This is a genomic window from Actinosynnema sp. NPDC023587 (assembly GCF_040640215.1).
GTDB lineage: Bacteria > Actinomycetota > Actinomycetes > Mycobacteriales > Pseudonocardiaceae > Actinosynnema.
In genome coordinates, this window is the sequence record NZ_JBFABG010000004.1 from 438,480 (window position 1) to 465,435 (window position 26,956).

The 26,956-nt window shown below is 72.7% G+C and carries 22 protein-coding genes and 1 CRISPR repeat array (1 of these 23 running past the window's edge); of the genes, 11 read left to right on the forward strand and 11 right to left on the reverse strand.

Going from position 1 to position 26,956, the window contains the following annotated elements; genetic code table 11:
* Positions 1-666: a CRISPR direct-repeat array (repeat unit 28 nt; unit sequence GTCTTCCCCGCGCGAGCGGGGGTGGTCC); it begins 1,985 nt to the left of the window's first position.
* 302 nt (positions 667-968) lie between these two features.
* Positions 969-1,250 carry a hypothetical protein gene (locus AB0G01_RS14365; RefSeq protein WP_360944483.1) on the forward strand — a complete coding sequence of 94 codons (282 nt, stop codon included), beginning with the start codon at positions 969-971 and terminating at the stop codon, positions 1,248-1,250.
* 748 nt (positions 1,251-1,998) lie between these two features.
* Here AB0G01_RS14365 and AB0G01_RS14370 read toward each other — a convergent pair.
* The 3 genes from AB0G01_RS14370 to AB0G01_RS14380 are packed head-to-tail and all read right to left on the reverse strand — an operon-like array spanning position 1,999 to position 6,034.
* Positions 1,999-4,338, reverse strand: a complete 2,340-nt coding sequence (locus AB0G01_RS14370; RefSeq protein ID WP_360944486.1) for a [protein-PII] uridylyltransferase — start codon at positions 4,336-4,338, stop codon at positions 1,999-2,001.
* A gap of 17 nt (positions 4,339-4,355) precedes the next feature.
* A complete protein-coding gene (locus tag AB0G01_RS14375) occupies positions 4,356-4,694 on the reverse strand; it encodes a P-II family nitrogen regulator (protein ID WP_360944489.1) in 339 nt (112 codons plus the stop codon).
* Positions 4,691-6,034: an ammonium transporter gene (locus AB0G01_RS14380; RefSeq protein ID WP_360944492.1), complete on the reverse strand. Its 1,344-nt coding sequence runs from the start codon at positions 6,032-6,034 to the stop codon at positions 4,691-4,693. Before AB0G01_RS14380 ends, AB0G01_RS14375 begins: the two co-directional genes overlap by 4 nt.
* A 256-nt stretch (positions 6,035-6,290) precedes the next feature.
* On the opposite strand from AB0G01_RS14380, the gene AB0G01_RS14385 reads away from it, so the two are divergent.
* A complete protein-coding gene (locus AB0G01_RS14385) occupies positions 6,291-6,647 on the forward strand; it encodes a hypothetical protein (protein ID WP_360944495.1) in 357 nt (118 codons plus the stop codon).
* A 42-nt stretch (positions 6,648-6,689) separates the two neighbouring features.
* Here AB0G01_RS14385 and AB0G01_RS14390 read toward each other — a convergent pair whose 3' ends face one another.
* Complete coding sequence (locus AB0G01_RS14390) at positions 6,690-8,198, reverse strand: alpha/beta fold hydrolase (RefSeq protein WP_360944498.1); 1,509 nt, start codon at positions 8,196-8,198, stop codon at positions 6,690-6,692.
* A 431-nt stretch (positions 8,199-8,629) separates the two neighbouring features.
* On the opposite strand from AB0G01_RS14390, the gene pucL reads away from it, so the two are divergent.
* Complete coding sequence (gene pucL, locus AB0G01_RS14395) at positions 8,630-9,508, forward strand: factor-independent urate hydroxylase (protein ID WP_360944501.1); 879 nt, start codon at positions 8,630-8,632, stop codon at positions 9,506-9,508.
* 92 nt (positions 9,509-9,600) lie between these two features.
* On the opposite strand, the gene AB0G01_RS14400 is transcribed toward pucL, so the two are convergent.
* Entirely contained in the window at positions 9,601-10,161 is a 561-nt protein-coding gene (locus AB0G01_RS14400) for a hypothetical protein (protein WP_360944504.1), read from the reverse strand.
* 181 nt (positions 10,162-10,342) lie between these two features.
* Complete coding sequence (gene aceB, locus AB0G01_RS14405; protein ID WP_360944507.1) at positions 10,343-11,872, reverse strand: malate synthase A; 1,530 nt, start codon at positions 11,870-11,872, stop codon at positions 10,343-10,345.
* A 219-nt stretch (positions 11,873-12,091) separates the two neighbouring features.
* Here aceB and AB0G01_RS14410 point away from each other — a divergent pair, with 219 nt between their 5' ends.
* Positions 12,092-12,457 (forward strand): hypothetical protein, encoded by a 366-nt coding sequence (locus tag AB0G01_RS14410; RefSeq protein ID WP_360944510.1) that lies wholly within the window; start codon positions 12,092-12,094, stop codon positions 12,455-12,457.
* Between the two features lie 15 nt (positions 12,458-12,472).
* On the opposite strand, the gene ftsY is transcribed toward AB0G01_RS14410, so the two are convergent.
* A complete protein-coding gene (ftsY, locus tag AB0G01_RS14415; RefSeq protein ID WP_360944513.1) occupies positions 12,473-13,873 on the reverse strand; it encodes a signal recognition particle-docking protein FtsY in 1,401 nt (466 codons plus the stop codon).
* A gap of 114 nt (positions 13,874-13,987) precedes the next feature.
* Here ftsY and AB0G01_RS14420 point away from each other — a divergent pair, with 114 nt between their 5' ends.
* Positions 13,988-15,100, forward strand: a complete 1,113-nt coding sequence (locus AB0G01_RS14420) for an anhydro-N-acetylmuramic acid kinase (protein WP_360944516.1) — start codon at positions 13,988-13,990, stop codon at positions 15,098-15,100.
* Positions 15,087-16,631: a sodium:solute symporter gene (locus AB0G01_RS14425; protein WP_360944519.1), complete on the forward strand. Its 1,545-nt coding sequence runs from the start codon at positions 15,087-15,089 to the stop codon at positions 16,629-16,631. Before AB0G01_RS14420 ends, AB0G01_RS14425 begins: the two co-directional genes overlap by 14 nt.
* Before the next feature lie 46 nt (positions 16,632-16,677).
* Here AB0G01_RS14425 and AB0G01_RS14430 read toward each other — a convergent pair whose 3' ends face one another.
* Together AB0G01_RS14430 and AB0G01_RS14435 are read right to left on the reverse strand one after the other, a co-directional pair.
* Positions 16,678-17,613 carry a GNAT family N-acetyltransferase gene (locus AB0G01_RS14430; RefSeq protein ID WP_360944522.1) on the reverse strand — a complete coding sequence of 312 codons (936 nt, stop codon included), beginning with the start codon at positions 17,611-17,613 and terminating at the stop codon, positions 16,678-16,680.
* Positions 17,606-18,805 (reverse strand): MFS transporter, encoded by a 1,200-nt coding sequence (locus AB0G01_RS14435; protein WP_360944525.1) that lies wholly within the window; start codon positions 18,803-18,805, stop codon positions 17,606-17,608. Before AB0G01_RS14435 ends, AB0G01_RS14430 begins: the two co-directional genes overlap by 8 nt.
* A 71-nt stretch (positions 18,806-18,876) precedes the next feature.
* On the opposite strand from AB0G01_RS14435, the gene AB0G01_RS14440 reads away from it, so the two are divergent.
* From AB0G01_RS14440 to AB0G01_RS14450, 3 genes are read left to right on the forward strand one after another with little or no spacing between them, the layout of a single operon-like run.
* On the forward strand, positions 18,877-19,323 hold the full coding sequence (locus AB0G01_RS14440) for a helix-turn-helix domain-containing protein (protein ID WP_360944528.1): 447 nt from the start codon (positions 18,877-18,879) through the stop codon (positions 19,321-19,323).
* 52 nt (positions 19,324-19,375) lie between these two features.
* Entirely contained in the window at positions 19,376-19,711 is a 336-nt protein-coding gene (locus AB0G01_RS14445; protein ID WP_360944531.1) for a hypothetical protein, read from the forward strand.
* A gap of 15 nt (positions 19,712-19,726) precedes the next feature.
* On the forward strand, positions 19,727-20,452 hold the full coding sequence (locus tag AB0G01_RS14450; RefSeq protein WP_360944534.1) for a lysophospholipid acyltransferase family protein: 726 nt from the start codon (positions 19,727-19,729) through the stop codon (positions 20,450-20,452).
* A 21-nt stretch (positions 20,453-20,473) separates the two neighbouring features.
* On the opposite strand, the gene AB0G01_RS14455 is transcribed toward AB0G01_RS14450, so the two are convergent.
* Entirely contained in the window at positions 20,474-21,148 is a 675-nt protein-coding gene (locus AB0G01_RS14455) for a DUF2306 domain-containing protein (RefSeq protein ID WP_360944537.1), read from the reverse strand.
* A gap of 159 nt (positions 21,149-21,307) precedes the next feature.
* Here AB0G01_RS14455 and AB0G01_RS14460 point away from each other — a divergent pair, with 159 nt between their 5' ends.
* Both AB0G01_RS14460 and AB0G01_RS14465 read left to right on the forward strand, forming a co-directional pair.
* Complete coding sequence (locus tag AB0G01_RS14460; RefSeq protein ID WP_360944540.1) at positions 21,308-22,363, forward strand: histidine kinase; 1,056 nt, start codon at positions 21,308-21,310, stop codon at positions 22,361-22,363.
* Positions 22,360-23,004 (forward strand): response regulator transcription factor, encoded by a 645-nt coding sequence (locus AB0G01_RS14465; protein WP_360944543.1) that lies wholly within the window; start codon positions 22,360-22,362, stop codon positions 23,002-23,004. Before AB0G01_RS14460 ends, AB0G01_RS14465 begins: the two co-directional genes overlap by 4 nt.
* 153 nt (positions 23,005-23,157) lie before the next feature.
* On the opposite strand, the gene smc is transcribed toward AB0G01_RS14465, so the two are convergent.
* Positions 23,158-26,856, reverse strand: a complete 3,699-nt coding sequence (smc, locus tag AB0G01_RS14470) for a chromosome segregation protein SMC (protein WP_360944546.1) — start codon at positions 26,854-26,856, stop codon at positions 23,158-23,160.
* Between the last annotated feature and the right edge of the window lie 100 nt (positions 26,857-26,956).

Below are 26,956 nucleotides of genomic sequence, written 5' to 3' on the forward strand. Positions count from 1 at the left end.
GATCCACTCTCACATCGAGATCGACCCGGCGTCTTCCCCGCGCGAGCGGGGGTGGTCCCGTCGATTAGCCGCTCGAGCTGAGCACGCCAGAGTCTTCCCCGCGCGAGCGGGGGTGGTCCCCTGTTCACCGCGCGCACCGCCGGCGGCAGCGAGTCTCCCCGCGCGGGCGGGGGTGGTCCGGCCGTCGAGCGCACGTTCACGTGGGTGGAGGAGTCTTCCCCGCGCGAGCGGGGGTGGTCCGATCGCGCGGACCGCGCTCGGACTGCTCGAGCGGTCTTCCCCGCGCGAGCGGGGGTGGTCCCACGTCGATGTCGACCAGCGGGTCCAGCATCGCGTCTTCCCCGCGCGAGCGGGGGTGGTCCGTCGCACGGATCTGCGCCTCGATGTCCGCGAGCGTCTTCCCCGCGCGAGCGGGGGTGGTCCGAATCAGGGTTTAACCCTGTTTAAGACGGGTTCGTCTTCCCCGCGCGAGCGGGGGTGGCCCCGCTTTGAGGTGGGCTTTCACCGCTTTACCGTTGTCTTCCCCGCGCGAGCGGGGTGGTCCGGTCCGACAGGCGGACCTCCAGCACGGCCGTCAGTCTTCCCTGCGCGAGCGGGGATGGTCCGCGGCCCGCCTCGGCCGAGGAACACGCCGCCTGGTCTTCCCCGCGCGAGCGGGGGCGGTTCCCACCCGGTTCCAGGACGACGTATTGATAGACCGAATACCACGTAAGCCGGGCAACGACGGCTTGACCGGCCCACAAACGGCTGGCCAGCACCACTACTGCTGACCCGGAGCTGTCACCCGAATCCCGGAAGCGTGCCCCAGGCGACATGCGCGACACTGACGGCATGCACCCCGCCAGCCCGAGACGCGCCGTGTCGGCTGCTGCTCCCGAGTGCCCGGCCTCCCCGAACGGCCACCACGTGCGGTCGACCGTCCCGGGACGGAACACGTGTCAGTTCTGCGGCGCGCAAATGCTCCGGCGGTGTACTTCGTGAACACCCAGATGCCCCACGACATGCGCGGGCAGCCCCTGTGTCAGCACACCCGGCCCGGTAACTGCACCTGGTGGTGCAGCTATCGGCGTGCCGTGATCTGCATAGCCCCGGTCGTGGGCCTCATGATCGCCGGCGGGCTCCTGATGTGGTTCATCGGAGGCGACCTCGCGCGTGACCAGGTGGCACAGGCTTTTGCCGGTGTCGCCCTGGTGCTGGCCGTGGGTATACCGGCCGTGATCTTCACCAACCACTCCAGCAGCGCCGACTAGCGCCGGGGACCGTCTTCCCCGCGCGGGCGGGGGTGGTCCCGTGTCCGGCAGCGCCGGCTCCACGCGCCGCAGGTCTTCCTCGCATGCGCGGGGTGGTCCGGCTCGGCAGGTCTCCGGGTCGGCCAAGACCACGTGTTCCCCGCACGCGCGGGGTGTTCCGGCGTCGAAGTGCGCTACTGGCCTGTCCGGGTTGTCTTCCCCGCCTGCGCGGGGGTGGTCTGGCACTGGCCAGGACCCGTGAACGGGTGTTGACGTCTTCTCCGCACGCGTGGGAGTGGTCCCAGGAGCAAGCCAACTCTGGCAGTTGCGACCGCGTCTTCCCTCCACCCCAACAGTGGTCTGCTCAAGCCGAGAACGCGAAACCTGCACGTCGCCCACCGCACGTACAGGGGCCGCAACGTGAGCCGGCCTGGATTAGGTGGAAAGTCGTGGCCTCCGGCCCCCGGCTTCATCATCCCAGGTACCACCGACAATCCGGCGTGCTGAGCTGAGGCGCGCTCACCCGCACGAGCCGGCGCGGTGCCCGGAACCGTCCTGTCGAACCGGACCAAACAAGGCGTGCGGGTCATGATCGGCGAAGCCCGGGGCGGCCCAACCCCTCGATGGGCCGCCCTCGGGCTTTGCCGGTGAGCGTTTCGTCCGCCTGGCTTTCGACGGCTCTCGCGTCACAAGCACAGAGCTTGCCTTGACGAGTGGGCGCTGGTCAGGGTGACGACCCGCGTCGGTTGTGCGTAGACCTACGCAACGTTCACCCCGCCGCTTCCAGTACCGCCCGTTCCACCTTCCGGCGCAGGTCCTCGTCCAGGCCGCCTACCGCCGCGATCGCGAACGCGTCCACCACCGTCGACCCGAGCGTCGACACCCTCGCCCACACCACGTCCGCACCGGACCGCTCCAGTGCGTCCGCCACCCGGTGCAGCAGACCGATGCGGTCCGCCGCCCTCAACTCCAGCACCACCGCTCCGGTCGACTCGTCGTCGAACCACAGCACCTTCGGCGGCGGTGGGTCCTGGGGTGGGCCTCCGTAGTCGCGTTCCTTGGCGGCCAGTGCGTCCGCGAGCGGCAGGGTGCCGTCCACCGCCCTGGTGAGCTGTTCCCTCAGCAACCTCACGTCGGGCAGCGTCCCGAACCTCGGCGACACCGTGAACACGTCGACCGCCGCGCCCTCGTGCGAACCCACCGCCGCCGCGTGGACGTCCAGCGAGTTCAGCGCCAGCACGCCCGCCGCCCGGGAGAGCAGGCCCGGACGGTCGGGTGCCACCACGGTCACCGTCGCCGCGTGGTCCCGGCGGTCCACGAGCACGTCCGGCTTCCCGGTGCCGAGCACCGCCGCCGCCAACTCCTGCTGCCGCTGCTCCAAGGGCTCCGGTCCGGGCAGGGGGTCGCCGGCCATCGCCGTGCGGCAGCGCGCGACCAGATCGCCGACCAGGGACGCCTTCCAGTCCGACCACACGCCCGGACCGGTCGCCACCGCGTCCGCTTCGGCCAGGGCGTGCAGCAGTTCCAGCAGCACGGCGTCGCCCCCCACCGTGTCGACCACGCGGCGGATGGTTGTCTCGTCTTCGACGTCACGGCGGGTCGCGGTGTGGGGCAGGAGCAGGTGGTGGCGGACGAGTGCGGTCAGGGTGATCACGTCCTGCGGCCACAGACCCAGTCGCCCGGCGATCCGCGCCGCCAAGTCGGCACCGACTTCGGAGTGGTCCTGGTTCCGGCCTTTGCCGATGTCGTGCAGCAGCGCGCCCAGCAACAACAGGTCCGGTCGGGAAACGCGGGTGACCAGGCGGGCGGCGTGCGCGGTGGTCTGCACGAGGTGCCGGTCCACCGTCCACGTGTGCGCGGCGTCGCGCGGGGGGAGGTCGCGCACGGCACTCCACTCGGGGAACAGCCTTCCCCACAACCCGGTGCGGTCCAGGGCCTCCACGACGTCGATCAGACCGGAGCCGCTGCCCAGCAGGGTCAGCAGTTCCTCGCGCGCTTCTCTCGGCCACGGCGAACGCAGCTCCGGTGCGGAGTCGGCGAGCGCGGCCAGCGTGCCGGGCGAGAGGGGGTGTTTGCCGCGCGCCGCTGCCGTCGCGACCCGCAGCAGCAGCGCCGGGTCGCGGCCGGGCATCGCGTCACGGGCCAGCGCCACCTCGGTCCCGTGCAGCACGACGCCCTCGTCCAACGGCCGTCGCGCGGGCGTTCGGCGCAGTGGCGACCGCGCGAACACGCCCAATCCGCGCTGGGGGACCGAGGCACGGGCGGTGCGCAGCGACACGTCCACGGCGTACCCGATCGTGCGGGCCGCTGACGACATCGCCCGCGCCAACGCGAAACGGTCGGCCAGTCCCAGCGCGGCGGCGACCTCGTCCCCGTCCTGCGCGCGCAGGACGTCCCGGGGCCGACGGGCCACCCGGCGCAGTTCGGTCCGCACGTCCAGCAGCACCGCGCGCGCTCCGTCCACATCGGACGACGGGCGGTCGGTGAGCTGCGCCGCCGACAGGGCGTCGAGCAGGGTCACGTCCCGCAGCCCACCACGCCCGTGCTTCAGGTCGGGTTCGGCGCGGTGCGCGATCTCGCCGCTGCGCGCCCACCGCCGCCGCGCCGACCCGATCATCTCGTCCAGCCTGGTCCGCGCGCCGGTCCGCCACGCCTTCCGCGCCCCGCGCGCCAGCCGCCCGCTGAGCTCCGCGTCGCCCGCGATGTGCCGCAGGTCCAGCAACCCCGACGCGGTCCGCAGGTCACCGGCGGCGACGCGCAGCGCCTCGCCGACCGTGCGCACCGAGTGGTCCAGGCCGATGCCCGAGTTCCACAGCGGGTACCAGAGCCGCTCGGCGATCGCGTCGATCCCCTGTCGCCCGTCGTGCACCAGGACCAGGTCGAGGTCCGAGTACGGCACGAGTTCGCGCCTGCCCAGTCCGCCGACGGCGACCAGGGCCAGTCCGCCGCCCGGCCCGCCGACGCCCGCCCGCGCGGCGTGCGCGGTCAGCCAGAACTCGTGCAGGTCCACCAGCGCCTCGCGCAGCGACTCCCCCGTCACCCGACGACCTGGCGCGAGCAGACGGTCACGTGCCCGCACCAGGTCGTCGGCCGTCCCGTCGTCGTCCACCACGGCCGTCCCCGTCCCTACAGAGCGTCGGTCCCGCGCTCGCCGGTCCGCACCCGGACGACGGCGTCCACCGGGGTCACCCAGACCTTGCCGTCGCCGATCTTGCCGGTGCGCGCGGCTGCCACCACCGCGTCCAGCACCTTGTCGACGGCCTCGTCCTCGATCAGCACCTCGACGCGCAGCTTCGGCACGAAGTCCACGGCGTACTCGGCACCGCGGTACACCTCGGTGTGCCCCTTCTGCCTGCCGAAGCCCTGCACCTCGCTGACCGTCATGCCGAGCACGCCGAGCTGTTCCAGCGCCGTCTTCACCTCGTCCAGCGTGAACGGCTTGATGATCGCGGTGACCAGCTTCATGACTTGTCGCTCCCTTCGAGCACCGCGGCCGCGCCGGCGGTGACACTGGTCCCGCGATTGCCGCGCGACCCGAGGCCGCTGCCGAACTCGTAGGCGGTCTCGGCGTGCTCGGCCTCGTCGATGCCGGCGATCTCGGCCTCCTCGTCGACGCGGAAGCCGACGGTGGCCTTCACCAGGTAGCCTAGGACGAGGCTGAGCACGAACGAGTAGCCGAGCACGACCAGCGCGCCCACCACCTGCCGCCACAACTGGTCCACACCGCCGCCGTAGAACAGGCCGTTCACCCCCGCCGGGGCCGCGTCGCTGGCGAACAAGCCGATCAGGACGGTGCCGGACAGGCCGCCGACCAGGTGCACGCCGACCACGTCGAGCGAGTCGTCGACGCCGAAGCGGTACTTCAGGCTCACCGCGAGGGCGCACAGCGCGCCGGTGATCGCGCCGACCGCGATCGCGCCCACCGGCGTGACCGCCGCGCACGCCGGGGTGATCGCGACCAGGCCCGCGACGACGCCGGACGCCGCGCCGAGCGTGGTGGCGTTGCCGTCCCGGACGCGTTCCACGGCGAGCCACGCGAGCATGGCGGCGGCGGTCGCGACGAGGGTGTTGACGAACGTGACGCCGGCCGTGGCGTTCGCGCCGAGCGCGGAGCCCGCGTTGAAGCCGAACCAGCCGAAGAACAGCAGCCCCGCGCCCAGCACGACCAGCGGCAGGTGGTGCGGCTTCACCCGGTCCTTCGGCCACCCGACGCGCCGGCCCAGGACGATCGCCAGCGCGAGTCCCGCCGCACCGGCGTTGACGTGCACGGCCGTACCGCCCGCGAAGTCGATGGCGCGCAGCTCGTTGGCGATCCAGCCGCCGGGGTCCACGACGGTGCCGGCCGCGTCCTTGCCGTCGAAGTCGAACACCCAGTGGGCGACCGGAAAGTACACGACCAGGGACCACAGGGCGGCGAACAGCAGCCACGGCCCGAACCGGGCGCGGTCGGCGATCGCGCCGGAGACCAGGGCGACCGTGACGATCGCGAACATCGCCTGGAACGCGACGAACACGGTCGTCGGGACGGTGCCGGACAGCGCCTCCCCGCCCAGCAGGCCGGCCAGGCCGAAGAACTCGAACGGGTTGCCCAGCAGGCCGGCCCCGACGTCGGTGCCGAACGCGGTCGAGTAGCCGACGAGCACCCAGAGCACGCCGACCACGCCGATCGCGCCGAGGCTCATCATCATCATGTTGAGCACGCTCTTGGACCGGACCATGCCCCCGTAGAAGAAGGCCAGGCCCGGTGTCATCAGCAGCACCAGTGCGGAGCTGGTGAGCAACCAGGCGGTATCCCCTGTATCCACGTCGACCTCCACTGCACGTCGGTTGCAGAGGAGCATCGGGACGCCCTGTTTCCCCGGACCGCGCGCGACGTTTCGCGGCGGTGAACTGTCGGGCAGCCGGTGTTACGGGCAGGTTTCCGGAGGTCGACCGGCGGACGTTCGCCGGCGGACGCGGCCGTGCGCCGTAGCATCGCCGGTGACACCGGGCCATCACGGCTAACGGCACCTCACCGGTGTTCGACGTAACCGACATGATCCGCCGACGCAGGGACGTGCGATGACCACGGCAGACGACGCCGAACGCGTGGCACTGGCGACTGCGTTCGAGAAGGAGTTGTACGACGACCACCGCTTCCTCGCCCGGACGACCCGGTACCGGGCGAAGGCGTTCCTGGAGGCGGTGGCCCGGCACGGCGGGGTCGGTGCCGCCCGGATCGTGCTCCAGGAGCCGGGCACCTCGGATGATCTCACCCGGTTGGGGGAACTCGGCAAGCTCGCCCACAGCGTCGAGGCCACCGTGCTGCGGCCGAAGTACGAAGCGCTGTTCTCGCCCGACGAGCGGCGGATCGCGCGCTCCCGGCTGGAGTCGCGCGGTTTCGACGTGGACCGGTTCCTGGGCGGGCTGCACACGTGAGGACGGGCCGCCCCCCGCGCGAACGGGGGGCGGCCCGGTGAGCTAGCCGAGCCAGCCCGGCAGGCCGGGCTTCGGACCGGCCGGGAGCTGGGCGGTCCCGGTGGCGCGGGCGGTCGTGGTCGGGGGTTCGACGGCGGCGCACCGGGTGCCGTGGCGCGGGACGCGCCGGTCGATCAGGTAGCTGTCGGTCTTGCCCCGGGTGCACTCGCTGCGGTCGTAGACGCCGTGGCCCCAGCCCTCGTAGGTGAGCAGGACCGTGGTGTCCCGGCTCTGGCGGTTGGCGGTGACGGCCCACTCGTAGCCGGTCGCCGGGTCGTGCAGGGCGTTGAGCATCAGGATCTCGGGCGCGTGGTCGATGTCCAGCCGGTGCTGCGGGTTGTTGACCTTCTCCGGCAGACCGACGCAGCCCGCCACCGCGGAGTGGCCCAGGGCCGAGCCGCGCATGTGCGGCGCGATCTGCCGGGCCCGGTGCACCAGCGTCGAGAACTCGCGGTGGTTCTTCACCCGGATCGCCCAGTCCTGGCAGAACACCGCCGGGAAGGGGTTCTCGGCGGTCACCGGCGCGAACGCGCGCGGCGTGGCGGTGCCGGCCGCGAGGTCGAGCAGGAAGGCCGCCAGCGGCTGCCAGTCCGGACCGTAGAACGCGCTGAACGCCGCGCCGATGATGTCGTCGGCGGTGATCTCGCGGGTCGGGTCGCCCGGAGCGGTGACCTCCCCGCGGTCCGCCTTCGCCAGCAGGTCGTCCCAGAACCGCGTGACGTCCCGGCCGTGCAGCGCGCACGACGTGGTCCGGTCGCACCACTTCACGAACTCGGTGAACGAGTCCTCGGCGGTGCGCGCCTCGGACTCGGCGAACCGCCGCGTGTCGAGGCTGTGGTCCATGGTGGAGTCGATCACCATGGCGCGGATGTCGCGCCCGTAGCGCTCGGCGTACTGCTGGCCGATGAGCGTGCCGTACGAGACGCCGTAGTAGTTGATCTTCCGTTCGCCGAGCGAGCGGCGCAGGGCGTCGATGTCGTCGGTGACGCCGATGGTGTCGGCGTGGTCGTACATCGGGCCGGTCCGCTCGCGGCAGTCGGCGGCCAGCTCGCGGTTGTAGCGCGCCAGCGCGTCGAACCCGGCCTGGTCGGTCGGGTGGATCGAGGGCTGGCGCTGCAACACGTCGACGGAGCACGTGACCGGCCGGCTGCGCGCGACGCCGCGCGGGTCGAAACCGATGATGTCGAACCGCTCCTGCACGGCGGTGCTGAAGTAGCGGTTCGCGCCCAGGGCGAAGTTCACGCCGGAACCGCCGGGGCCGCCCGGGTTGATCAGCAGGACACCGATCCGGTTGGCCGGGTTCGTGGCCTTGCGGCGGGCCACGGCGAGGTCGAACTTCTCGCCGCGCGGCTCGGCCCAGTCGACGGGGAGCCGCAGCGTGCCGCACTCGACCTCGGCGAGTTCCGGGCACGATTTCCAGTCGATGGCCGCGATGTCCGCGCCTCGCGCTTCGACGGGGTCGGCCGACGCGGTCGACGTCAGGCCGACGACGAGCGCGAAAGCCGTTCCCACACCGCCTAACGCACGGATGATCGGTTGCACAGGTGCCTCCCTCAGTCCTGTCACCCCACTGGGTTTCCGCAGGCTTTCAGGGGCGTGAACTGGCGCACAACCGCCTGAAGTCGGACAGGGGGTACGCCGCGAGGTTGACTGCTTCCAGCCTAACGAGTGAGTACTCGGTGACGTCGGTGAGCGTTTCCAGGCCGGTCGGGGTAGGCGGGTGCAGCAAGCCCACAGGAGGGGGCGTCCCTAGTCAACTTCCTGTCACCGCAAGGAAAATCCTCTCTCGTGGATCGGGAGGCGAGCGCGGCGGCACGGCTGTTGGCACCGGCCGGAGGGCGCTCGTGCCGTCGCTGGGGCGGAATCCCCCTTCCGCCGGGCAGAATGGGGGGTGTCCGTGCCCGGTCCGGCCACACCTCCACGACGCGCAAGGGAGCTGACCGATGGCCATCGTCCTGGGCCCCAACCAGTACGGCAAAGCGGAGAACCGGCTCGTGACGGTGACCCGGGACGGCGCGGTGCACACCGTCCGGGACTTCACCGTCGGCACCTCGCTGCGGGGCGACCTGGCCGACACCCACCTGACCGGTGACAACGCGAAGGTGCCGGCCACCGACACGCAGAAGAACACCGTCTACGCGTTCGCCAAGGAAGCCCCGGTCGGCGAGATCGAGGACTTCGCGCTGCGCCTGGGACGGCACTTCGTGTCCACTCAGGAGGCGATCAACGGGGCGTTGATCCTGGTCGACGAGCACTCGTGGCAGCGGATCGAGGGCCACGACCACGCCTTCGTCGCGGGTGGCGACGAGAAGCGCACCACCGCCGTGACGGTGGAGGGTTCCCGGGCGTGGGTGGTGTCGGGGCTGCGGGACCTGGCGGTGCTCAAGTCGACCGGCTCGGAGTTCCACGGCTACCCGCGCGACCGGTACACGACCCTGCCGGAGACGGCGGACCGGGTCCTGGCGACGACGGTGACCGCGCGGTGGCGCTACCAGGGGACCGGGATCGACTGGGCGGCGAGCTTCGCCGAGATCCGGGCGGTCCTGCTGCGGACGTTCGCGGACAAGCACAGCCTGTCGTTGCAGCAGACGTTGTACGCGATGGGCGAGGCGGTGCTCAAGGCCCGGCCGGAAGTCGCCGAGGTGCGCCTGTCGCTGCCGAACAGGCACCACTTCGAGGTGGACCTGAGCCCGTTCGGGCTGGAGAACCACAACGAGGTCTTCTGCGCCGCCGACCGGCCCTACGGGCTGATCGAGGGTTCGGTGCTGCGCGACGACGCGGAGGACGCCGGGTCCTCCTGGCTCACCCTGCCGACGTTCTGACTCCCGCTCACGGTTCGGCCCGGGGTGCGCGTAGCGGAAGATCAGGACGCGATCGTCGGATCACCCCGTGACTCCCCGCACGGGGGCGAACCTCAGGCGTCCGCCTCCATGGCACCGTGGAACAAGATCCGCCGGCAGTTCGGCGGCCGGCCGTCCTCCCCCGGCACGCGCGGTAGCTGGAACGACGGCGGCGCGCACTTGCGGCACACGTACCGCGGCGCGGGCACCGTCAGGTCGCCCGTCCGGACCGCCAGGCCGTCCAGCACGTCGAACGGCAGGGCGTCGGCGATCGCCGCGCGCGGCACCACGCCCGACGGCAGGCCGTCCCGTTCCACCAGCACGAACCGCAGCCCCTCGCGGACCACCAGGTCAGCCAGGTCCAACAGCTCGTCGGCGCTCAGCTCGTCCGGGTCGCCGGCGATCACCACCAGGGTCGGGAACAGGTGCGCCACGGCGGTCAGCGTCTCCGCCGTCTCCCCGAGCCCGGCCAGCTCCGGCACGCCGAGCACGCCCAGCGGGTTGCCGTCGGCGGTGACGACCACGACGAATTCCGCGTTCACCCGCTCCCGCGCCGCTCTCGCCCGCGCCACCTCGACGTCGTCCCGCACGACCACGTGGCTCCTGGTCAACGACGACAACAGCACCGGCCTCACCGCCAATCACCCACGAGCGCGAATGCCGCTCAATGGTAGGGATGCGCGGAAAGCCGCGCGGAGTAATCCACCGGCGGCGGGATTCCGCCTTGAGCGCCACCAGGTTGAGCCGACGCGCGGCACGCTCCCGCCGCCGTCTGCGCACCCACCCGGTCCATCAGCGCCCCCTGGGGTCCGGGCGTCAGCCGATCCGCTCGTAGGCCGGGAGGGTCAGGAAGTCCACGAAGTCGTCCGCCAGGGCCACCTGCTCGAACAGCTCCACGGCCGCGTCGAGGTGGTCGCCGTCGAGTCCCGCCCGCACGTCGTGCAGCACCGCGCGGACCAGGTCGGCGGTGACCGGCGTGCCGTCGTCCAACACCACGCCGTTGTGCACCCACTGCCACAACTGCGAGCGGGAGATCTCGGCGGTCGCCGCGTCCTCCATCAGGTTGTGGATCGCCGCCGCGCCGTTGCCGCCCAACCACGACAGCAGGTAGCGCACGCCGACGTCCACCGCGCTGCGCACGCCCGCACGAGTCGCGTGGCCGCCCGCTGACGCGAAGTCCACCAACTGCCCGGCGGTCACGTGGACGTCCTCGCGCAGGACGTCGAGCTGGTTGGGCCGGTCACCCAACGCGGCGTCGAAGATCTCCCGGCACACCGGGACCAGGTCGGGGTGCGCCACCCAACTGCCGTCGAAGCCGTCGCCGGCCTCGCGGTTCTTGTCGGCGCGGACCTTCGCGAGCGCCTGCGCGGTCACCTCGGGGTCGCGGCGGTTCGGGATGAACGCGGCCATCCCGCCCATCGCGAACGCGCCGCGCTTGTGGCACGTGCGGACCAGCAGCTCGGTGTAGGCGCGCATGAACGGCGCGGTCATGGTCACGCTGTTGCGGTCCGGCAGCACGTGTTCCGCGCCCTGGTCGCGGAAGTACTTGATGATGCTGAAGAGGTAGTCCCACCGGCCCGCGTTGAGGCCGGACGCGTGCTCGCGCAGCTCGTAGAGGATCTCCTCCATCTCGAACGCGGCCGGGATGGTCTCGATGAGCACGGTGGCGCGGATCGTGCCGTGCGGGATGCCCAGCTCGGCCTGCGCGGCGGTGAACACGTCGTTCCACAGCCGGGCTTCGAGGTGGCTCTCCATCTTCGGCAGGTAGTAGTACGGCCGGCCGAGCGCGGCGTTGTGGAAGAAGTGCAGGCCGAAGTCCACCAGTGCGCCCACGGCGGGCCCGCCGTCGACCTCGATGTGCCGCTCGGGCAGGTGCCAGCCGCGCGGGCGGACCACGATGGTCGGCCGGTCGCCGTCCTCCAGGGTGTAGTGCTTGCCCTCGGGCGAGCGGTGCTCGACGGTGCCGCGGGCGGCGTCGTAGAGGTTGACCTGGCCGGAGACGACGTTGTGCCAGTGCGGCGTGTTCGCGTCCTCCAGGTCGGCCAGCCACACCTTCGCACCGGAGTTGAGGGCGTTGACGGTCATCTTGCGCTCGGTGGGTCCGGTGATCTCGACCCGGCGGTCGCGCAGCGGTTCCGGGGCCTCGGCCACCCGCCAGTCACCCTCGCGGACGTGGCGGGTCTCCTCGGCGAACCCCAGCCGCCCGCGCGCGGACCGGCGCGCCAGCAGCTCGTCGCGGGTGGCGGCGAACGCGCGGTGGAGGCCGGCGACGAACTCCAGGGCGTCCGGCGTGAGGATCTCGTCCCCCCGCTCGACGTCGCCCCCGAGCACGCGGATACCGGTCATGGGGTGGCCCACCTCTCCTGCGTCCGGTTCTACTCTGCGGACCATAGTTTTCACCTCGCGGTACAGCAACGGAGGGTGATCGGAGCGGTTCGGGCGTGCGGTCCCGGCAGCGTGCTGTCGACCCGGTCGACCGGTCGGCGCTCGCCCGACCCGGGGCCACGCCCACGATCGGATGACCCGGACGGACCGGTGGCCCGTCCGCAGGCGAAGATCTCCGGCGTGGGAACGACGCATGAGGGCCGCACGCTCACCCTGCACTGGGACGACCACGAGGTCGTGGGCCGCTGGTGCGACGGCGGGGAGCTGACCCCGGTGCCCGCCGAACCGGGTGACGACCGCGTGCGCTGGCTGGTGGACCTGATCGGCGAGTACCGCCGCGCCTACCCCGGCGCACGGGTGCGCGCCACGAACCGGGACGACTGGCGGGAACCGGCGCGCGGCACCCTCCGGCACGTGGTGCCGGGGCCCCACCCCGCCGGGCGGGCGTACGTCGTCCGGTCAGGTCTGGAACCGCTGCACTTCCACGTGCTCCCGGACCAGCGCCAGGTCAAGGAGTGCTGGCACCGCTGCGCCGACGTGGCCTGATCGCCGCGCGGCCGGTCAGCCGAGCAGAGCGTCCACGAACGCGACGGGCTCGAACGGGGCCAGGTGGTCGGCCCCCTCGCCCAGTCCCACCAGCTTCACCGGGACGCCCAGCTCACGCTGCACCTGGAACACGATGCCGCCCTTGGCGGTGCCGTCCAGCTTGGTCAGCACGATCCCCGTCACGTTCACGACCTCGGCGAACACCCGGGCCTGGGTCAACCCGTTCTGCCCGGTGGTGGCGTCGAGCACCAGCAGCACCTCGTCGACGGCCGCCTGCTTCTCCACCACCCGCTTGACCTTGCCCAGCTCGTCCATCAGCCCGGTCTTGGTGTGCAGCCGCCCGGCGGTGTCGACCAGCACCGTGTCGACGCCCGCGTGCACGCCCTGCTTCACGGCCTCGAACGCCACGGACGCCGGGTCCGCGCCTTCCGCGCCGCGCACGGTCTCCGCGCCGACCCGGGAGCCCCACGTCGCCAACTGGTCCGCCGCCGCCGCGCGGAACGTGTCCGCCGCGCCCAGCAGCACGGTCCGCCCGTCCGCGACGAGCACCCGCGCCAGCTTGCCGGTCGTGGTGGTCTTGCCGACGCCGTTCACGCCGACCACCAGCACCACCGCCGGTTTCCCGGAGTGCGGCAGCGCGTGCACCGAGCGGTCCATCTCCGGGTGCAGCGCGTCCACCAGGACCTCGCGCAGCAACGCCCGCGCGTCGTCCGACGACCGCACGCCGCGCGCCACGATCTGCGCCCGCAGCGCCGTGACCACCTGGTCGGTGACGTTGGCCCCGAGGTCGGCCATCAGGAGCGTGTCCTCGACGTCGGTCCACGAGTCCTCGTCCAGGTCACCCGCGCCGAGCAGGCCGAGCAACCCCTGGCCCAGCGTGGACCGGGACCGCGACAGCTTGCCGCGCAACCGCTCCAGCCGGCCGGCGGTGGGCTCGATCTCGTCGATCTCCGACGCGGCCTCGGGCAGCGGCACCTCGACGAACCCGCGCTTGGCCGAGTCCCTCGGCACGGCGGCGTCGTCGCCCACACCGGGCTGCCCGTCCACCTCGGTGCGGTCCGCGACCGGGTGCTCCACGGGTTCGACGACCGGGTCCGCCGCCGGTTCGGTGACGGGCGCGGTGGCCGGCTTCGCGACAGGGGCGGTGTCCGGCTTCGCGACGGGTTCCCGGACGGGTTCGCGGACGGGTTCGCGGACGGGCGCGGTGGGGGTGGCCGGTCTGGCCGCCTCGACCGCGTCCGAGGGCTTGGCGAACGTGACGCCGCCACCCGCCTGGTACCCCTTGACGGGCTTGTCCCGCTCGGGCTCGGTGAGGCTGATGCGCCTGCGCTTGGCCAGCACGACGCCCGTGACGAGGGCGACCGCGAGCAGCGCCGCGACGACAACGGCGATCCAGATCAGGAGCGTGGTGGACACCGCGCAATCCTCGCACGCCTCGCGTGGTGACCGATCGACGAACCACGTGGACTCCCGGCGATTCGCCCACCACCCCCCTTGCGCCCACGCGTTGTGTGGCATAGGACACTGGGCGTGAGGGTGATCGGATTGATCTCGGGAACGTCGATGGACGCCGTCGACGTGGCGGTGGGCGACTTCGAGCTGGACGGCGGGACGGTCGTCCTCACGCCCGTGGTGCACGCCGAGCACCCCTTCCCCCCCGGGCTGCGCACCCCGCCCCGCAGCCCCCGGGACCTCTGCCTGCTGGACACCCGCCTGGGCCGGCTGTTCGCGGCGGCGGCCGGGAACCACCGGGCGGACCTCGTCGCCTCGCTCGGCCAGACCGTCCACCACCACGTCGAGGACGGCCGCTGCCTGGGCACCCTCCAACTGGGGCAGCCCGCGTGGATCGCCGAAGCCACCGGCCTCCCGGTGGTCGCCGACTTCCGCGTCCGGGACGTCGCCGCCGGCGGCCAGGGCGCGCCGCTCGCGAGCACCCTCGACGTGCTCTGGCTCGCCGGGCTGCCCGACACCACCGCCCTCAACATCGGCGGCATCGCGAACATCACCCGAACGACGCCCTCCGGGGTGCTCGCCTACGACACCGGACCGGGCAACGCGCTGCTGGACGCGGCCATGACCGCTCTGTCCGGAGGTCTGCGCACCTACGACGTGGACGGCGAGCTCGCCGCGCGCGGCCGGGTCCACGAGGAGTTGCTGACCCGCCTGCTGGCCGACCCGTACTACGCCGCGCCGCCGCCGAAGTCGACCGGCAAGGAGCACTTCGACCGCGCCTACCTGGACCGGGTCTCCGAAGGTCTGACCATGCCCGCCGAGGACCTGCTGGCCACGCTCACCGAGCTCACCGCCCGCACGGTCGCCGCCGGTTGTGCGGGCACCACCGTGATCGGCTCGGGCGGCGGGATGCGCAACCCGGTGCTGGTGAGGTCGTTGAAGGACAAGGTGGACCTGCGCACCAGCGACGAGTACGGCCTCCCGGCGGACGGCAAGGAGGCGTACCTGGCGGCCCTGCTGGGCTTCCTCACCTGGCACGGGCTGCCCGCGAACGTGCCCGCCGCCACCGGTGCGGCCGGCCCGCGCCTGCTCGGGTCGATCACCCCGGGCCGGACGCCCCTGCGCCTGCCCGACCCCGCCGACGTCCCCGTCACCGGCCTGCGAGTCGGAGGTCACCGTGCGCGCGGTTGATCTCGCCATCATCGTGCTGTTCCTGGTCGGCATGCCCCTGCTGGGCGTGTGGATCGGCGGGCGGCAGCGGTCTGCCACGGACTACTTCGTCAGCGAGCGGCGCATCCCGTGGTGGGTGGTGTGCGTGTCGGTGGTGTCGGCGGAGACCTCGACGTTGACCGTGCTGTCCGTGCCGACCATCGCCTACGGCGGCTCGATGACGTTCCTGTCCCTGGCGGTCGGCTACCTGCTGGGCCGGGTCGTGGTGTCGTTCGTGCTGCTGCCCCGGTACGTCGCGGGCGACCTGGTCACCGCCTACGGGTTCCTCGGCGAGCGGTTCGGCGGCGGGCTCCGGGGCACCGCGTCGGTGACGTTCCTGGTCACCCGGCTGCTCGCGGACGGCCTGCGGCTGTTCGCCACCGCGATCCCGGTCAAGGTCGTGCTGGCCGCGTACGGCGTGGACGCGTCGTACTGGGCGATCGTGGTGGTGCTCGGCCTGGCGATGGTCGTCTACAGCTTCCTCGGCGGCGTGCGCGCGGTGGTGTGGGTCGACGCCGTCCAGATGCTCTGGTACGTGCTGGGCGCGGTCGCGGTGATCGTGGTACTGGCCGGGAAGCTGCCGGCCGGCTGGTTCCCGGCCGCCGCCGAGGCGGGCAAGTTCCAGGTCTTCGACCTCGCCGCGAACCCGCTCACCTCGCCTTACGCGATCGTGACCGCGCTCGTCGGCGGCGCGGTGCTGTCCATGGCGTCGCACGGCGCGGACCAACTGATCGTGCAGCGGCTGATGGCCACCCGGGACGTGCGGGCGGCGCAGAAGGCGTTGATCGCCAGCGGTGTCGTGGTGATCCTCCAGTTCGGCCTGTTCCTGGTCATCGGCGTGCTGCTGTGGGCGTTCTACCGGGGTGCCAACCCCATCACCGACCTGAAGCTGAACACCGCCGACGAGTTGTTCGCGAGCTTCATCGTGAACGACATGCCGTCCGGGCTGTCCGGGTTCGTGATCGCGGGCATCCTCGCGGCGGCGCTGAGCTCGTCGCTGGGCGCGCTGGCCTCCTCCACGGTGACCGACCTGGTGCAGCGGGTGGTGCGCCGGCCGCTGAGCGACGCGGAGCTATTCAGGCAGGGCCGGATCTGGACCGTGGTGTGGGCCGGGCTGCTGGTCGTGTGCGCGGGCCTGTTCGCCTCGTTCACCGGGCGCGGCAACCCGATCGTGGAGCAGGGCCTGTCCATCGCCGGGTTCACCTACGGCGCGCTGCTCGGCGCGTTCCTGCTGGGCCTGCTGTTCAAGCGGGCGCGGCAGGACGACGCGATCGTGGCGTTCGGGGAGACGGTGATCCTGATGGCGTTCGTGATCCTGGGCGTGAAGTTCGTCGGTCCCGACGCGGTCCTGACGATCGACTTCTCCGCCGCCACGACGGGCTCCAAGCCCCTGGCCTACCCCTGGTACACGCCGCTGGGCGTGCTGGCGACGCTCCTCGTGGGTGGCCTGCTGTCGTTGCGCCACAAGGACGACGCGCCGCCCGGGGTGGAACCGACCACCCGGGCGGCCTGACGCGGAGGGGTCGGGCGGTGCGCGGGGTCGGCGCGGTGGCGCGGGATCAGGCGGCCGGGGTCGCGCGGTAGGCGACCAGTTCGAGGTAGAGGTGGAAGCCGAGGCGCTCGAACATGCGGCGGGAGGAGTCGTTGCCGGCCAGGATCGACGCGGCGGTCTGCGGTCTGGCCCCGTGCCGCTCGGCGAGCTTCCAGATCAGCTCCGTCACCAGCGCCGCACCCACCCCGCTGCCGCGCGCGTCGGGTTCGACCGCCACGAAGTCCACGTAGTACTCGCCGGGTTCGGCCTTGCCGGCGGCGTAGCCGAGCACCCGTGCACCGTCCATCGCGACCACGACGGTGTGCCGACCGTCGCCGTCGACCAGCTTCCGGCCGGACAGGTAGGTCTTCGGGAAGCAGCGCTCGTGCAGCACGGCCACCGCCTCGTGCACGGCGGCGTCGGTCGGCAGCACGCGCATCTCGCGGGCCGGGCCGGTTCGCGGGCAGCCCGCGTCCCTGAGCAGCAGACCGCGCAGGGCGTCGCCGCCGAGCACGTAGATGCCGCTGGCACGGCCGGCGGTGAAGCCGTGCCGCTGGGCGAACGCGGCGAGCCGGCGGTGCCCGGTGTGACCGTAGACCTCGCGGTCCTCGACCCCCCGCAGCAGCGGCCGGGCCTCGGCGTACAGGGCGTCGGAGGTCTGGTCCCAGATCCGGCTGCCCGCCGGGTGGTTCACCGGTACGTCCACGAACGGACCGTGCAGGAACACCCGGCCGAGCTCGGCGTCGACCTCCACGCTCAGCACACCGCACAGCCGGCCGGAGTCGTCGGTCGCCACGACCGTGCACGAGGGCCAGTCGGGCTCGAACTCGGCGAGCTCCTCGGTGAGCTCGCCGAGCGTCTCGCCGAGGTAGCCGATGTGGTGCGCGGTGTCGGCTTGGAGCCGGACGAGCAGCGCCAGCACGGCGTCGAGGTCGCCCTGGCCGGCGAAGCGGATGTCATACATACCCGGAATCGTCACTCGCGGACCGGGCGAAAGCGAGGGGTTTTCGCGGCGTCGTGACCGCCCAGAAGACCAGGGCCGCGACGCTCACCACCGCGCCGAGCGCGGAGACCCCGGACCAGCCCGCGACCTGGTGGGCGGCCGAGGCCCCGAGCGCGCCCAGACCGCTGCCGACCGAGTAGCACGCCATGTACGCGCCGATCAGGCTGCTGCCCGAGGCCGGGCGCACCGCGTAGACCGCGCTCTGGCTGGTGACGTGCACCGCCTGCACCGCGAAGTCCAGCAGCAGCGCGCCGAGCGCCAGCGCCCACAGGGACTCCACCGCGAACCCCAGCGGCAGCCAGGACGCGGTGAGCAGCACCAGCGCCACCCCCGTGGTCCACTGCCCGAGCCCCCGGTCGGCGAGCCGCCCCGCGCCCGCCGCCGCCACCGCGCCGGCGGCGGCGACCAGACCGAACGCACCGATCGCCGTGTGCGACAACGACCACGGCGGCGCGCTCAACGGCAGCGCCACCCCGCTCCACAGCAGGCTGAACGAGGCGAACAGCGGAATCGTGAGCAGCGCCCGGTTCCGGAACACGGCTTCGGTGGCGAACAGGGCCGCCGTCGAGCGCAGCAGTTCGGGGTAGCGCGGCGCGGTCCGCACGGGCGGGTCGGCGGGTGACCGCCGCAACGCCGCCGCCAGCAGCAGGGTCGCGCCGGCCGACACCAGGTAGACCGCGCGCCACCCGGCGAGGTCGGCGAGCACGCCGGACACCACGCGGGCCAGCAGGATGCCGATCACGACACCGCTGGTGACCAACCCCACGACCCGGCCGCGCCGGTCCGGTCCGGCCAGCGCCGCCCCGAACGCCACCAGCACCTGGGCCACCACCGACAGCAGCCCGACCACCACCAGCCCCGCCAGCAGCACGACGGGGTGGCTCGCGGTGCCGACGACGACCAGCGCGACCGCCGACGCCGACGTCAGGGCGAGCACCAGCCGGCGGCGGTCGACCAGGTCGCCGAGCGGCGCGACGAAGAGCAGGCCGACCGCGCAGCCGACCTGCGTGAGCGTGACGACCAGGCCGGTGCCGGCCGGCGTGAGCCCGAAGTCGCGGGCGAGGGTGACCAGCAGCGGTTGCGCGAAGTACATGTCCGCGACCGCCAGTCCCGCCGTGGCGGCGAACAGCAGCGCGCGTCGGGTGGAGAGCACCCTCCGACCTCCAAGTGGTTTCATCTTGCTACCAGTCGGACCGTAGCCGGAGGTGGTTGTAAGATGCAACCGTGGTGCGCAGGACGAGTCTCGACCAGGCGGAGTGCCCCGTCGCCCGCTCGCTGGACGTGATCGGCGACTGGTGGTCGCTGCTGATCGTGCGGGACGCCTTCGACGGCGTGCGGCGGTTCAGCGACTTCCAGCGCGGGCTCGGCGTGGCGAAGAACATGCTCAGCGCCCGGCTCCGCACGCTGGTCGCCGCCGGGGTGCTGGAGTCCGCACCGGCCGCCGACGGCAGCGCCTACCGCGAGTACCGGCTGACCGCGAAGGGTCGCGACCTGTTCCCGGTGATCGTCGCGTTGCGCCAGTGGGGTGAACGGCACTCGTTCGAGCCCGGCGAGCCGCACTCGGCACTCGTCGACCGCGCCGGCGGGCGGCCGGTGGCCCGCCTGGAGATCCGCTCCCGGGACGGCGCGCGGCTCGCGCCGGAGGACACCGCCGTGATCAAGACCGGCTGAACGCGCACACCCATCTCTTGCCGCACGCCCCGGGGTGGTGGACCCTCAAGGTGTGAGTGAGGAAACGATCCAACTCGAACTCAACGACAGCGGGGTGGCGGTAGACCTGCCGATGCCTGCGAACCAGCGGGACCAGGTGCAGGAAGTCCCCTATCGGCCGGTCGAGTTCCGGGACGACGACCTGCCGAGCGCCCTCGAACGTGCCTCGTCGTGGCTGCGGCAGACCCAGGACTGGCTGGGTGAGCCGGTGGACGTGATCGCCATCCACCTGGACTACGACGACACCAAGGGCTCGCCGTACTACAACCTCAAGCTGTTGTGCAACGAGGAGGACCTGGCCGGGGTGCCTCGCGTGGTTCGGGAGCAAAACACGGTTACCCGCCAGTAGCGTACCGTTCAGGTCATGCCAGATCGCGTGTACCCGCCGGTGATCGCCGCGGCCAAAGTCCTGTTCCGCGTGCTCGACCTCCGCATCGCCGTGGAAGGCGCGCACCACGTGCCGATCACCGGCGGGGCCGTGCTGGCGAGCAACCACGTCAGCTACCTCGACTTCGTCTTCGCCGGCTACGGGGCGGTGCCGTCCCGTCGCCTGGTGCGGTTCATGGCCAAGGACGAGGTCTTCCGCAACCGCGTGTCGGGCCCGCTGATGCGCGGGATGCACCACATCCCGGTGGACCGCTCGGCCGGCCAGGAGTCCTACCGGCAGGCGCTGGCCGCGCTGCGCGCCGGCGAGGTCGTGGGGATCTTCCCCGAAGCCACCATCAGCCGGTCGTTCACCGTCAAGGACGTCAAGAGCGGCGCGGTGCGGATGGCCGCCGAAGCCGGCGTGCCGCTGCTGCCCACGGCCGTGTGGGGCACCCAGCGCCTGTGGACCAAGGGCCGGCCCAAGAACCTCACCCAGCGGCACGTGCCGATCACCATCGTCGTGGGCGAGCCGATCGAGCCCACCACCGAAAAGGACCTGCGCACCCGGATGCAGGAGCTGCTGGACCGGGCGCAGGCGCACTACCCGCAGCCGGGCGCGGGCCAGTGGTGGCAGCCCGCCCACCTGGGCGGCACCGCGCCCACCCCGGAGGAGGCCGCCGCCCTGGACGCCCGGCCGCGCGAGACCGAGCCGGACGCCCGCTGACGGCCGACCCCCGCCGGGCGCTCAGCGAGCCCCGGCGGGCACCGGCGCGGGCGCGGTCCGGTCCGCGCGCCGCCGCTCCCGCCGCAGCAGCCATTCCGCCAGCAGCAGGTTCGGCACCCACGAGCCGAACGGCATGAAGGCGTACGCGGAGTCGAAGTCGCCCACCACCGGCAGCAGCAGGAGCACCCCGACCCGCAGCATCACCCCGGCGTAGACCAGCGAGAACGCCCGGATCATCCACCGCCGGTGGGTGGCGGCGTCACCGCGCCGGATCGCCAGCACACCCAGCACCGGGAACGTCACGGACAGCACCGCGAGCAGCCCGAACCCCGCCAGCCCGTTGAGGCCCGCGATGCTCATCGGCGCGAGCACCGCGCCACCCGTGCCGCCGACCAGCATCGCCACGATGGTCACCCGGCCGAGCACGCGGTGGAGCTTCGGCCACCGCCGCCGCAGCGTCGCCGAGAGCTGCGCCGGGCACAGCAGCAACGCCAGACCGCTGCCGATCATGTGCGTGTAGAGCACGGCGTGCACCCACGGCGGTTTCGCCGCGTAGTGGCTCGCCAACCCGCTGTCGCCCATCTCCGCCAACGGCGCGGTCAGGTAGGGCAGCGGCACGAACACCGCGATGGCGACCGCCGTCAGGGCCAGCCACCCGAACCCGATCCTGCGCCGGGTCGTGAGCACCGTTGCCACCGGAACGTCCTTTCTCAGGGGGAATCGCCGGGAACGCTAGGGAGGCGGCACCCCTGCGGTCGCCCCCCGGGGCCGGGCGACCCATCTCCCCCTCCAGGGGGATGCGTTGTCCTCTTAAGAGCGTTGACCGGGTGTGGGGGCGGCGGGGGACGATGAGCCATGCCCACCCGCTCGGACGTCTGGCTCGCCGCCGGCCTGGTCGTCGCGTCCGCCTTCGCCGCACTGCTGGCCGGTTCCGGTCCGCCGTACCGGCCGACGGACGCCCTCGGCCTGGTGTTCGCCGTGGTGGCCGCCTCCAGCCTGCTGTGGCGCAGCACCGCCCCGGTGTCGGTGACGGCCGTGACCGGGACGGCGGTGATCCTGAACGCGGCGGCCGGCTACCCGCCCACCGTCGTGCAGTGGCCCGCGTGGATCGCGGTGTTCACCGTGTTCGCCACCTACGGCCGGGGGCTGCGGCTGGCCGGCGCGCTGCTCACGCTCGCCGCGCTGGCGGGGTACGTGGTGTTCGACCGAGGCGACGTCACCACCTCCGAGCTGTTCAGCATCACCATGTGCTTCCTGATCTCGATGGTGGCCGGCGAGGCGACCCGGGCCCGGCGGTTCTGGGCCGAGGCGTCGCAGGCGCGGCTGATGGCCGAGGAGCGCACCCGGCTGGCGCGCGAGCTGCACGACGCCCTGGGGCACGCGGTGAACGTGATGGTCATGCAGGCCGGTGTCGGCCGGCGGGTGTTCGCGGACAACCCCGAGTTCGCCCAGGAGGCGTTGGGGCACATCGAGACCGTGGGACGGGACGCGCTCGGCGAGCTCGACCGGCTGCTGCGCGTGATGCACAGCGACGACGACGACACCCCGCCGGACCTCGGCGAGCTCGCCGCGCGGGTGCGCGCGGCCGGCCGGGACATGCGGCTCACCACGGCCGAGGTGGACCTCGCGCCCGGTGCGGCGCGGGCGGTGCACCGGATCATCCAGGAAGCGGTGACGAACGCGTTGCGGCACACCGAGAACGGACGGATCGACGTGGACCTGGCGCAGGTCGGCGACACGGTGGTGCTGGAGGTCGCGAACGAGGGCAGGCACCTGCCCGCGCCGACCCCGGGCCGCGGCCTGGTGAACATGCGCGAGCGGGCCCGCCTGGAAGGCGGTCGGTTCGAGGCCGGCCCGGTGGACGGCGGTTTCCTGGTGCGCGCCACCCTGCCCGCGCGGGGGAAGCCGTGATCCGGGTGCTGCTGGCCGACGACGATTCGCTGGTGCGCGGCGGCCTGAAGGCGTTGCTGCACAGCGAGCCCGACATCGCCGTGATCGGCGAGGCCGCCAACGGGCGCGACGCCGTGGTCTCGGCGCTGGCGCTGCGGCCGGACGTCGTGGTGATGGACATCCGGATGCCGGTGCGCGACGGCGTGTCCGCGACCCGCGAGCTGATGTCCGCCACGCCCCGGCCGAGGGTGCTCGTGCTGACCACGTTCGACCTGGACGAGGTGGTCGACGACGCCATCGCGGCCGGGGCGGACGGCTTCCTGCTCAAGCGGGCCTCACCGGAGGAGCTGGTCGCCGGAATCCGCACGGTCGCCGCCGGGGACGCGGTGATCGCGTCCTCGGTGACCCGGCGGCTGTTCGAGGCGCACGCCGCGCGCACCCCCGCCGACCGGGCGCGGACCGTGCGGCTGACCGAGCGCGAGGCGGACGTGCTGCGGGCGATGGCCGAGGGGTTGTCCAACCCGGAGATCGCGCGGTCGCTGCACCTGTCCGTGGAGACGGTGAAGACGCACGTCAAGCACGTCCTGACCAAACTGGAGGTGCGCGACCGCACGCAGGCCGTGGTGTGGGCGTACCGGACGGGCTTCGCCTACCGGAATTGAGTTGTCGACCGCACCCCGCGCCCGATACGACTGGCTCGTGTTCTGCCGGATGGATCTCATGACCCGCGATGTGCCGGGTGCGGCGGAGTTCTTCGGTGCCGCGCTGAGGTGGGGGTTCGCCGGGCGGGACTTCCGCCTGCACCCGCTCGCGCGCTAGTGCTCCGTCGCCGCCACGGCAGGCGCGGTTTCAGCAGGCGCCGCCACGGCAGGCGCGGCTTCGGCAGGCGCGGCTTCGATCGGTGCCGCCGGCGCGGCGGCGCGGGGCTTGCCGGGCTTCGGGTCGTCCCGGCCGCGCAGGCGCTGCGAGATCACCTGGCTGATGCCGTCGCCCCGCATCGACACGCCGTAGAGCGCGTCCGCGATCTCCATCGTCGGCTTCTGGTGCGTGATGATCAACAACTGCGACCGCTCGCGGAGCTGCTCGAACAGCCCGATCAACCGGTGCAGGTTGGTGTCGTCCAGCGCCGCCTCGACCTCGTCCATCACGTAGAACGGCGACGGCCGCGCGCGGAAGATCGCGACCAGCATCGCCACCGCCGCCAGCGACTTCTCGCCACCGGAGAGCAGGGACAGCCGCTTGACCTTCTTGCCCGGCGGGCGGGCCTCCAGCTCGATGCCGGTGGCCAGCATGTCGTCGGGCTCGGTGAGCACCAGCCGGCCCTCGCCACCCGGGAACAGCACCTTGAACACGACCTCGAACTCGCGGGCCACGTCCTCGTAGGCCGACGCGAAGACCTCCAGGATCTTGTCGTCGACCTCCTTCACCACGGTCAGCAGGTCGCGGCGGGTGGCCTTGATGTCCTCGAGCTGGTTGGACAGGAACTTGTAGCGCTCCTCCAGCGCCGCGAACTCCTCCAGCGCCAGCGGGTTGACCTTGCCCAGCAGCGACAGGTCGCGTTCCGCCCGCTTGGCCCGCCGCACCTGGGTCTCCCGCTCGAACGGGATCGGCTGCGGCGCGGTCACCGCCTCGCCGCGCTCCTTGGCGGCCTCGTACTCGGCCAGCTCCTGCTGCGAGGGCGGGATGAACACGTCCGGTCCGTACTCGGCGACCAGGTCGTCCAGACCGATGCCGAAGTCCTCGGCGACCTTGGTCTCCAACTGCTCGATGCGCATCCGCTGCTCGGCCCGCAGGACCTCGTCCCGGTGCACGGCGTCGGTCAGCTTCTCCAGCTCCACCGACATCTCCCGGACCAGGCCGCGCACCCGGGCGAGGAACGTCTCGCGCTGCGCCTTGCGCTCCTGCGCGGTGTCCCGCTCCCGCGCGGCGCGGGCCAGCGACTCGCCGATCCGCGCCAGCGCCACCTCGCCGCCCCGGACCACGGCCTTGGCCACCACCGCGCCACTGGCCCGCGCGGCGTGCGCGCGCTGCGCCCGTTCCCGGGCTTCGCGCTCGGCGCGCGCGGCTCGGCGCAACCCCTCGGCCTTGCCCTGCAACGCCCGCGCCCGCTCCTCCGCCGTGCGCAGGTGCAGCCGCGCGTCGACTTCGCCCTGCCGCGCGGACGCCAGCTCGGCGGCGGCCTCGTCGCGGTGGGACGTGTCCGGCTCGTCGTCCAGCGGCTGCTCCTCGGCGACCAGGAGGCGTTCCTCCAGCTCGCCGAGCTTGAGCAGGTTCTCCTCGCGGGCCGCCTCGACCTTCGCCCGCTGGACGCGCACCCGCTCGACCTCGGCTTCGGCCGAGCGCACCGCCGAGGCCAGCCGGTTGAGCCGCTCGGAGGACCGGGCGCGGCGCACCTTGGCCTCGTTGAGCTGCTCCTTGAGCGCGTTGACCTCGCCGCGCCGGGCCTGCTGCTCGGCCCGCGCGCCCTCCAGCGCCGCCGCCGACCGCTCCAGCTCGCGCTCGGTCAGCGCCAGCTTCTCCGACGCCTCGTCGACCGCCGCCTGCACCTCGATCACGCTCTGGCTGCGCCCGGAACCGCCGACCGCCCAGTCCGCGCCGAACACGTCGCCCTCGTGGGTCACCGCGCGCACGTCCGGGTGCGCCTCGACCAGGTCGCGCGCACCGGCCAGGCCGTCCACCACGGCGAGCCGGTCCAGCGCCCGGTGCAGCGCGGGGCGCAGCGCCTCGGGCGACCGCACCAGTTCCACGGCCCACCGCGCGCCGTGCGGGAGGGCGGGCCACGACGGCCGGTCAGCGGGCGCGGAGCCACCGACCAGCACCCCGGCCCGGCCCGCGTCCTGCTCCTTCAACAGCTCCAGCGCGGCCAGCGCGTCGGAGCCCGACCGCACGGCGACCGCGTCGGCGACCGGCCCGAGCGCGGCGGCCAGCGCCACCTCGAAACCGGGCTCGACGGTGAGCAGCGCGGCGACCGACCCCAGCAGGCCGGGCAGCCGCGACGCGAGCAGCGCGCCCGCGCCGTCCTTGCGGGTCAGGCCCAGCGACAGGGCGTCCACCCTGGCCTGCCACGACGCGATGCCGCGCTCGGCGGTCCGCTCGGCCTTCACCAGCTCCTCGACCCGGCCGCGCGCGGCGGCGTCCGCCTCGGCCGCGTGCCGGTGCCGCTCGTCCAGGCCGATGTCGTCCTCGTCCTCGGTGCCGGTGATCTCGCGGGCCTCGGCGAACTCCTGGGCGACGACCTCGGACCGCTCCACGGCCTCGGCCAGCGCGACCGACATCCGCTCGATCTCCTCGGCGGTCGCGGACGTCTTCGAGCGCAGCGCCTCCACCTGGCCGGACAGCCGGGCCAGGCCCTCGCGCCGGTCGGCGATCGCGCGCACGGCCGCCAGGTGCGCCTTTTCGGCCGCCTGCACCATGCGCTCCAGCTCGGCCCGCGTCTCGACGGCTTCGGCCAGCCCGACCCGGGCCTCCGTGACCCCGTCCTGGAGCTCCTGCTCCAGCAGCGCGGTCTGCTCGGCCTCGGCGTCGAGCTCGTCCGGGTCGCGCCCGCCGCGCGGCGCTTCGACGGCCGCCGACAGGTGGCGCTCCCGTTCCACGGCCAGCCGCACGGTGCCGCGCAACCGCTCTTCCAGGGCGGACAGCCGGTACCAGGTGTCCTGCGCCTGCTGGAGCTTCGGCGCGTCGGCCGCGACCTGGTCCTCCAGCTCGTTCTGCTGGAACTGCGCCTGCTGGAGGGACTGCTCGACCTCGGTGCGCCGGGCGCGCGCGGTGGCCTCGTCCTGCTCCTCGCGGGCCAGCGCGGCGCGCCGCGTCACCAGGTCGTCGGCCAGCAGGCGCATCCGGGAGTCGCGCAGCTCGGACTGCACGAGCTGGGCGCGGCGGGCGATCTCGGCCTGCTTGCCCAGCGGCTTGAGCTGGCGGCGCAGCTCGGCGGTGAGGTCGGTGAGGCGGGTCAGGTTCGCCTGCATCGCCTCCAGCTTCCGCAGCGCCTTCTCCTTGCGCTTGCGGTGCTTGAGGACGCCCGCGGCCTCCTCGACGAACGCCCGGCGCTCCTCCGGCTTGGACTCCAGGATCGCGGCGAGCTGGCCCTGGCCGACGATGACGTGCATCTCCCGGCCGATGCCGGAGTCCGACAGCAGTTCCTGGATGTCCATCAGCCGGCAGGTGCTGCCGTTGATCTCGTACTCGGTCGCGCCCTCGCGGAACATCCGGCGGGTGATCGACACCTCGGTGTACTCGATCGGCAGCACGCCGTCGGAGTTGTCGATGGTCAGCGTCACCTCGGCGCGGCCGAGCGGGGCGCGGCCGGACGTGCCGGCGAAGATGACGTCCTCCATCTTGCCGCCGCGCAGGTCTTTCGCGCCCTGCGTGCCCATCACCCAGCGGAGCGCGTCGAGCACGTTGGACTTGCCGGACCCGTTGGGGCCGACGACGCACGTGATGCCCGGTTCGAAGCGCAGCGTGGTAGCCGAGGCGAAGGACTTGAAGCCCTTCAGCGTCAGGCTCTTGAGGTGCACCGGGGCAGCCTACCCAAGGCCGTACCGATCGAGTGGCGGGCACACCGCGCCCCAGCTCAGCCCTACCGCGCGGGTCCTGCCGACGTCGGCCGACCGCCGC

Bases quoted from the DNA above. Each gene is read 5' to 3' on its own strand.
- AB0G01_RS14375 (WP_360944489.1), bottom strand. From the start codon at position 4,694: ATGAAGCTGGTCACCGCGATCATCAAGCCGTTCACGCTGGACGAGGTG.
- AB0G01_RS14385 (WP_360944495.1), top strand. From the start codon at position 6,291: ATGACCACGGCAGACGACGCCGAACGCGTGGCACTGGCGACTGCGTTC.
- pucL (WP_360944501.1), top strand. From the start codon at position 8,630: ATGGCCATCGTCCTGGGCCCCAACCAGTACGGCAAAGCGGAGAACCGG.
- aceB (WP_360944507.1), bottom strand. From the start codon at position 11,872: ATGACCGGTATCCGCGTGCTCGGGGGCGACGTCGAGCGGGGGGACGAG.
- AB0G01_RS14430 (WP_360944522.1), bottom strand. From the start codon at position 17,613: ATGTATGACATCCGCTTCGCCGGCCAGGGCGACCTCGACGCCGTGCTG.
- AB0G01_RS14450 (WP_360944534.1), top strand. From the start codon at position 19,727: ATGCCAGATCGCGTGTACCCGCCGGTGATCGCCGCGGCCAAAGTCCTG.
- AB0G01_RS14460 (WP_360944540.1), top strand. From the start codon at position 21,308: ATGCCCACCCGCTCGGACGTCTGGCTCGCCGCCGGCCTGGTCGTCGCG.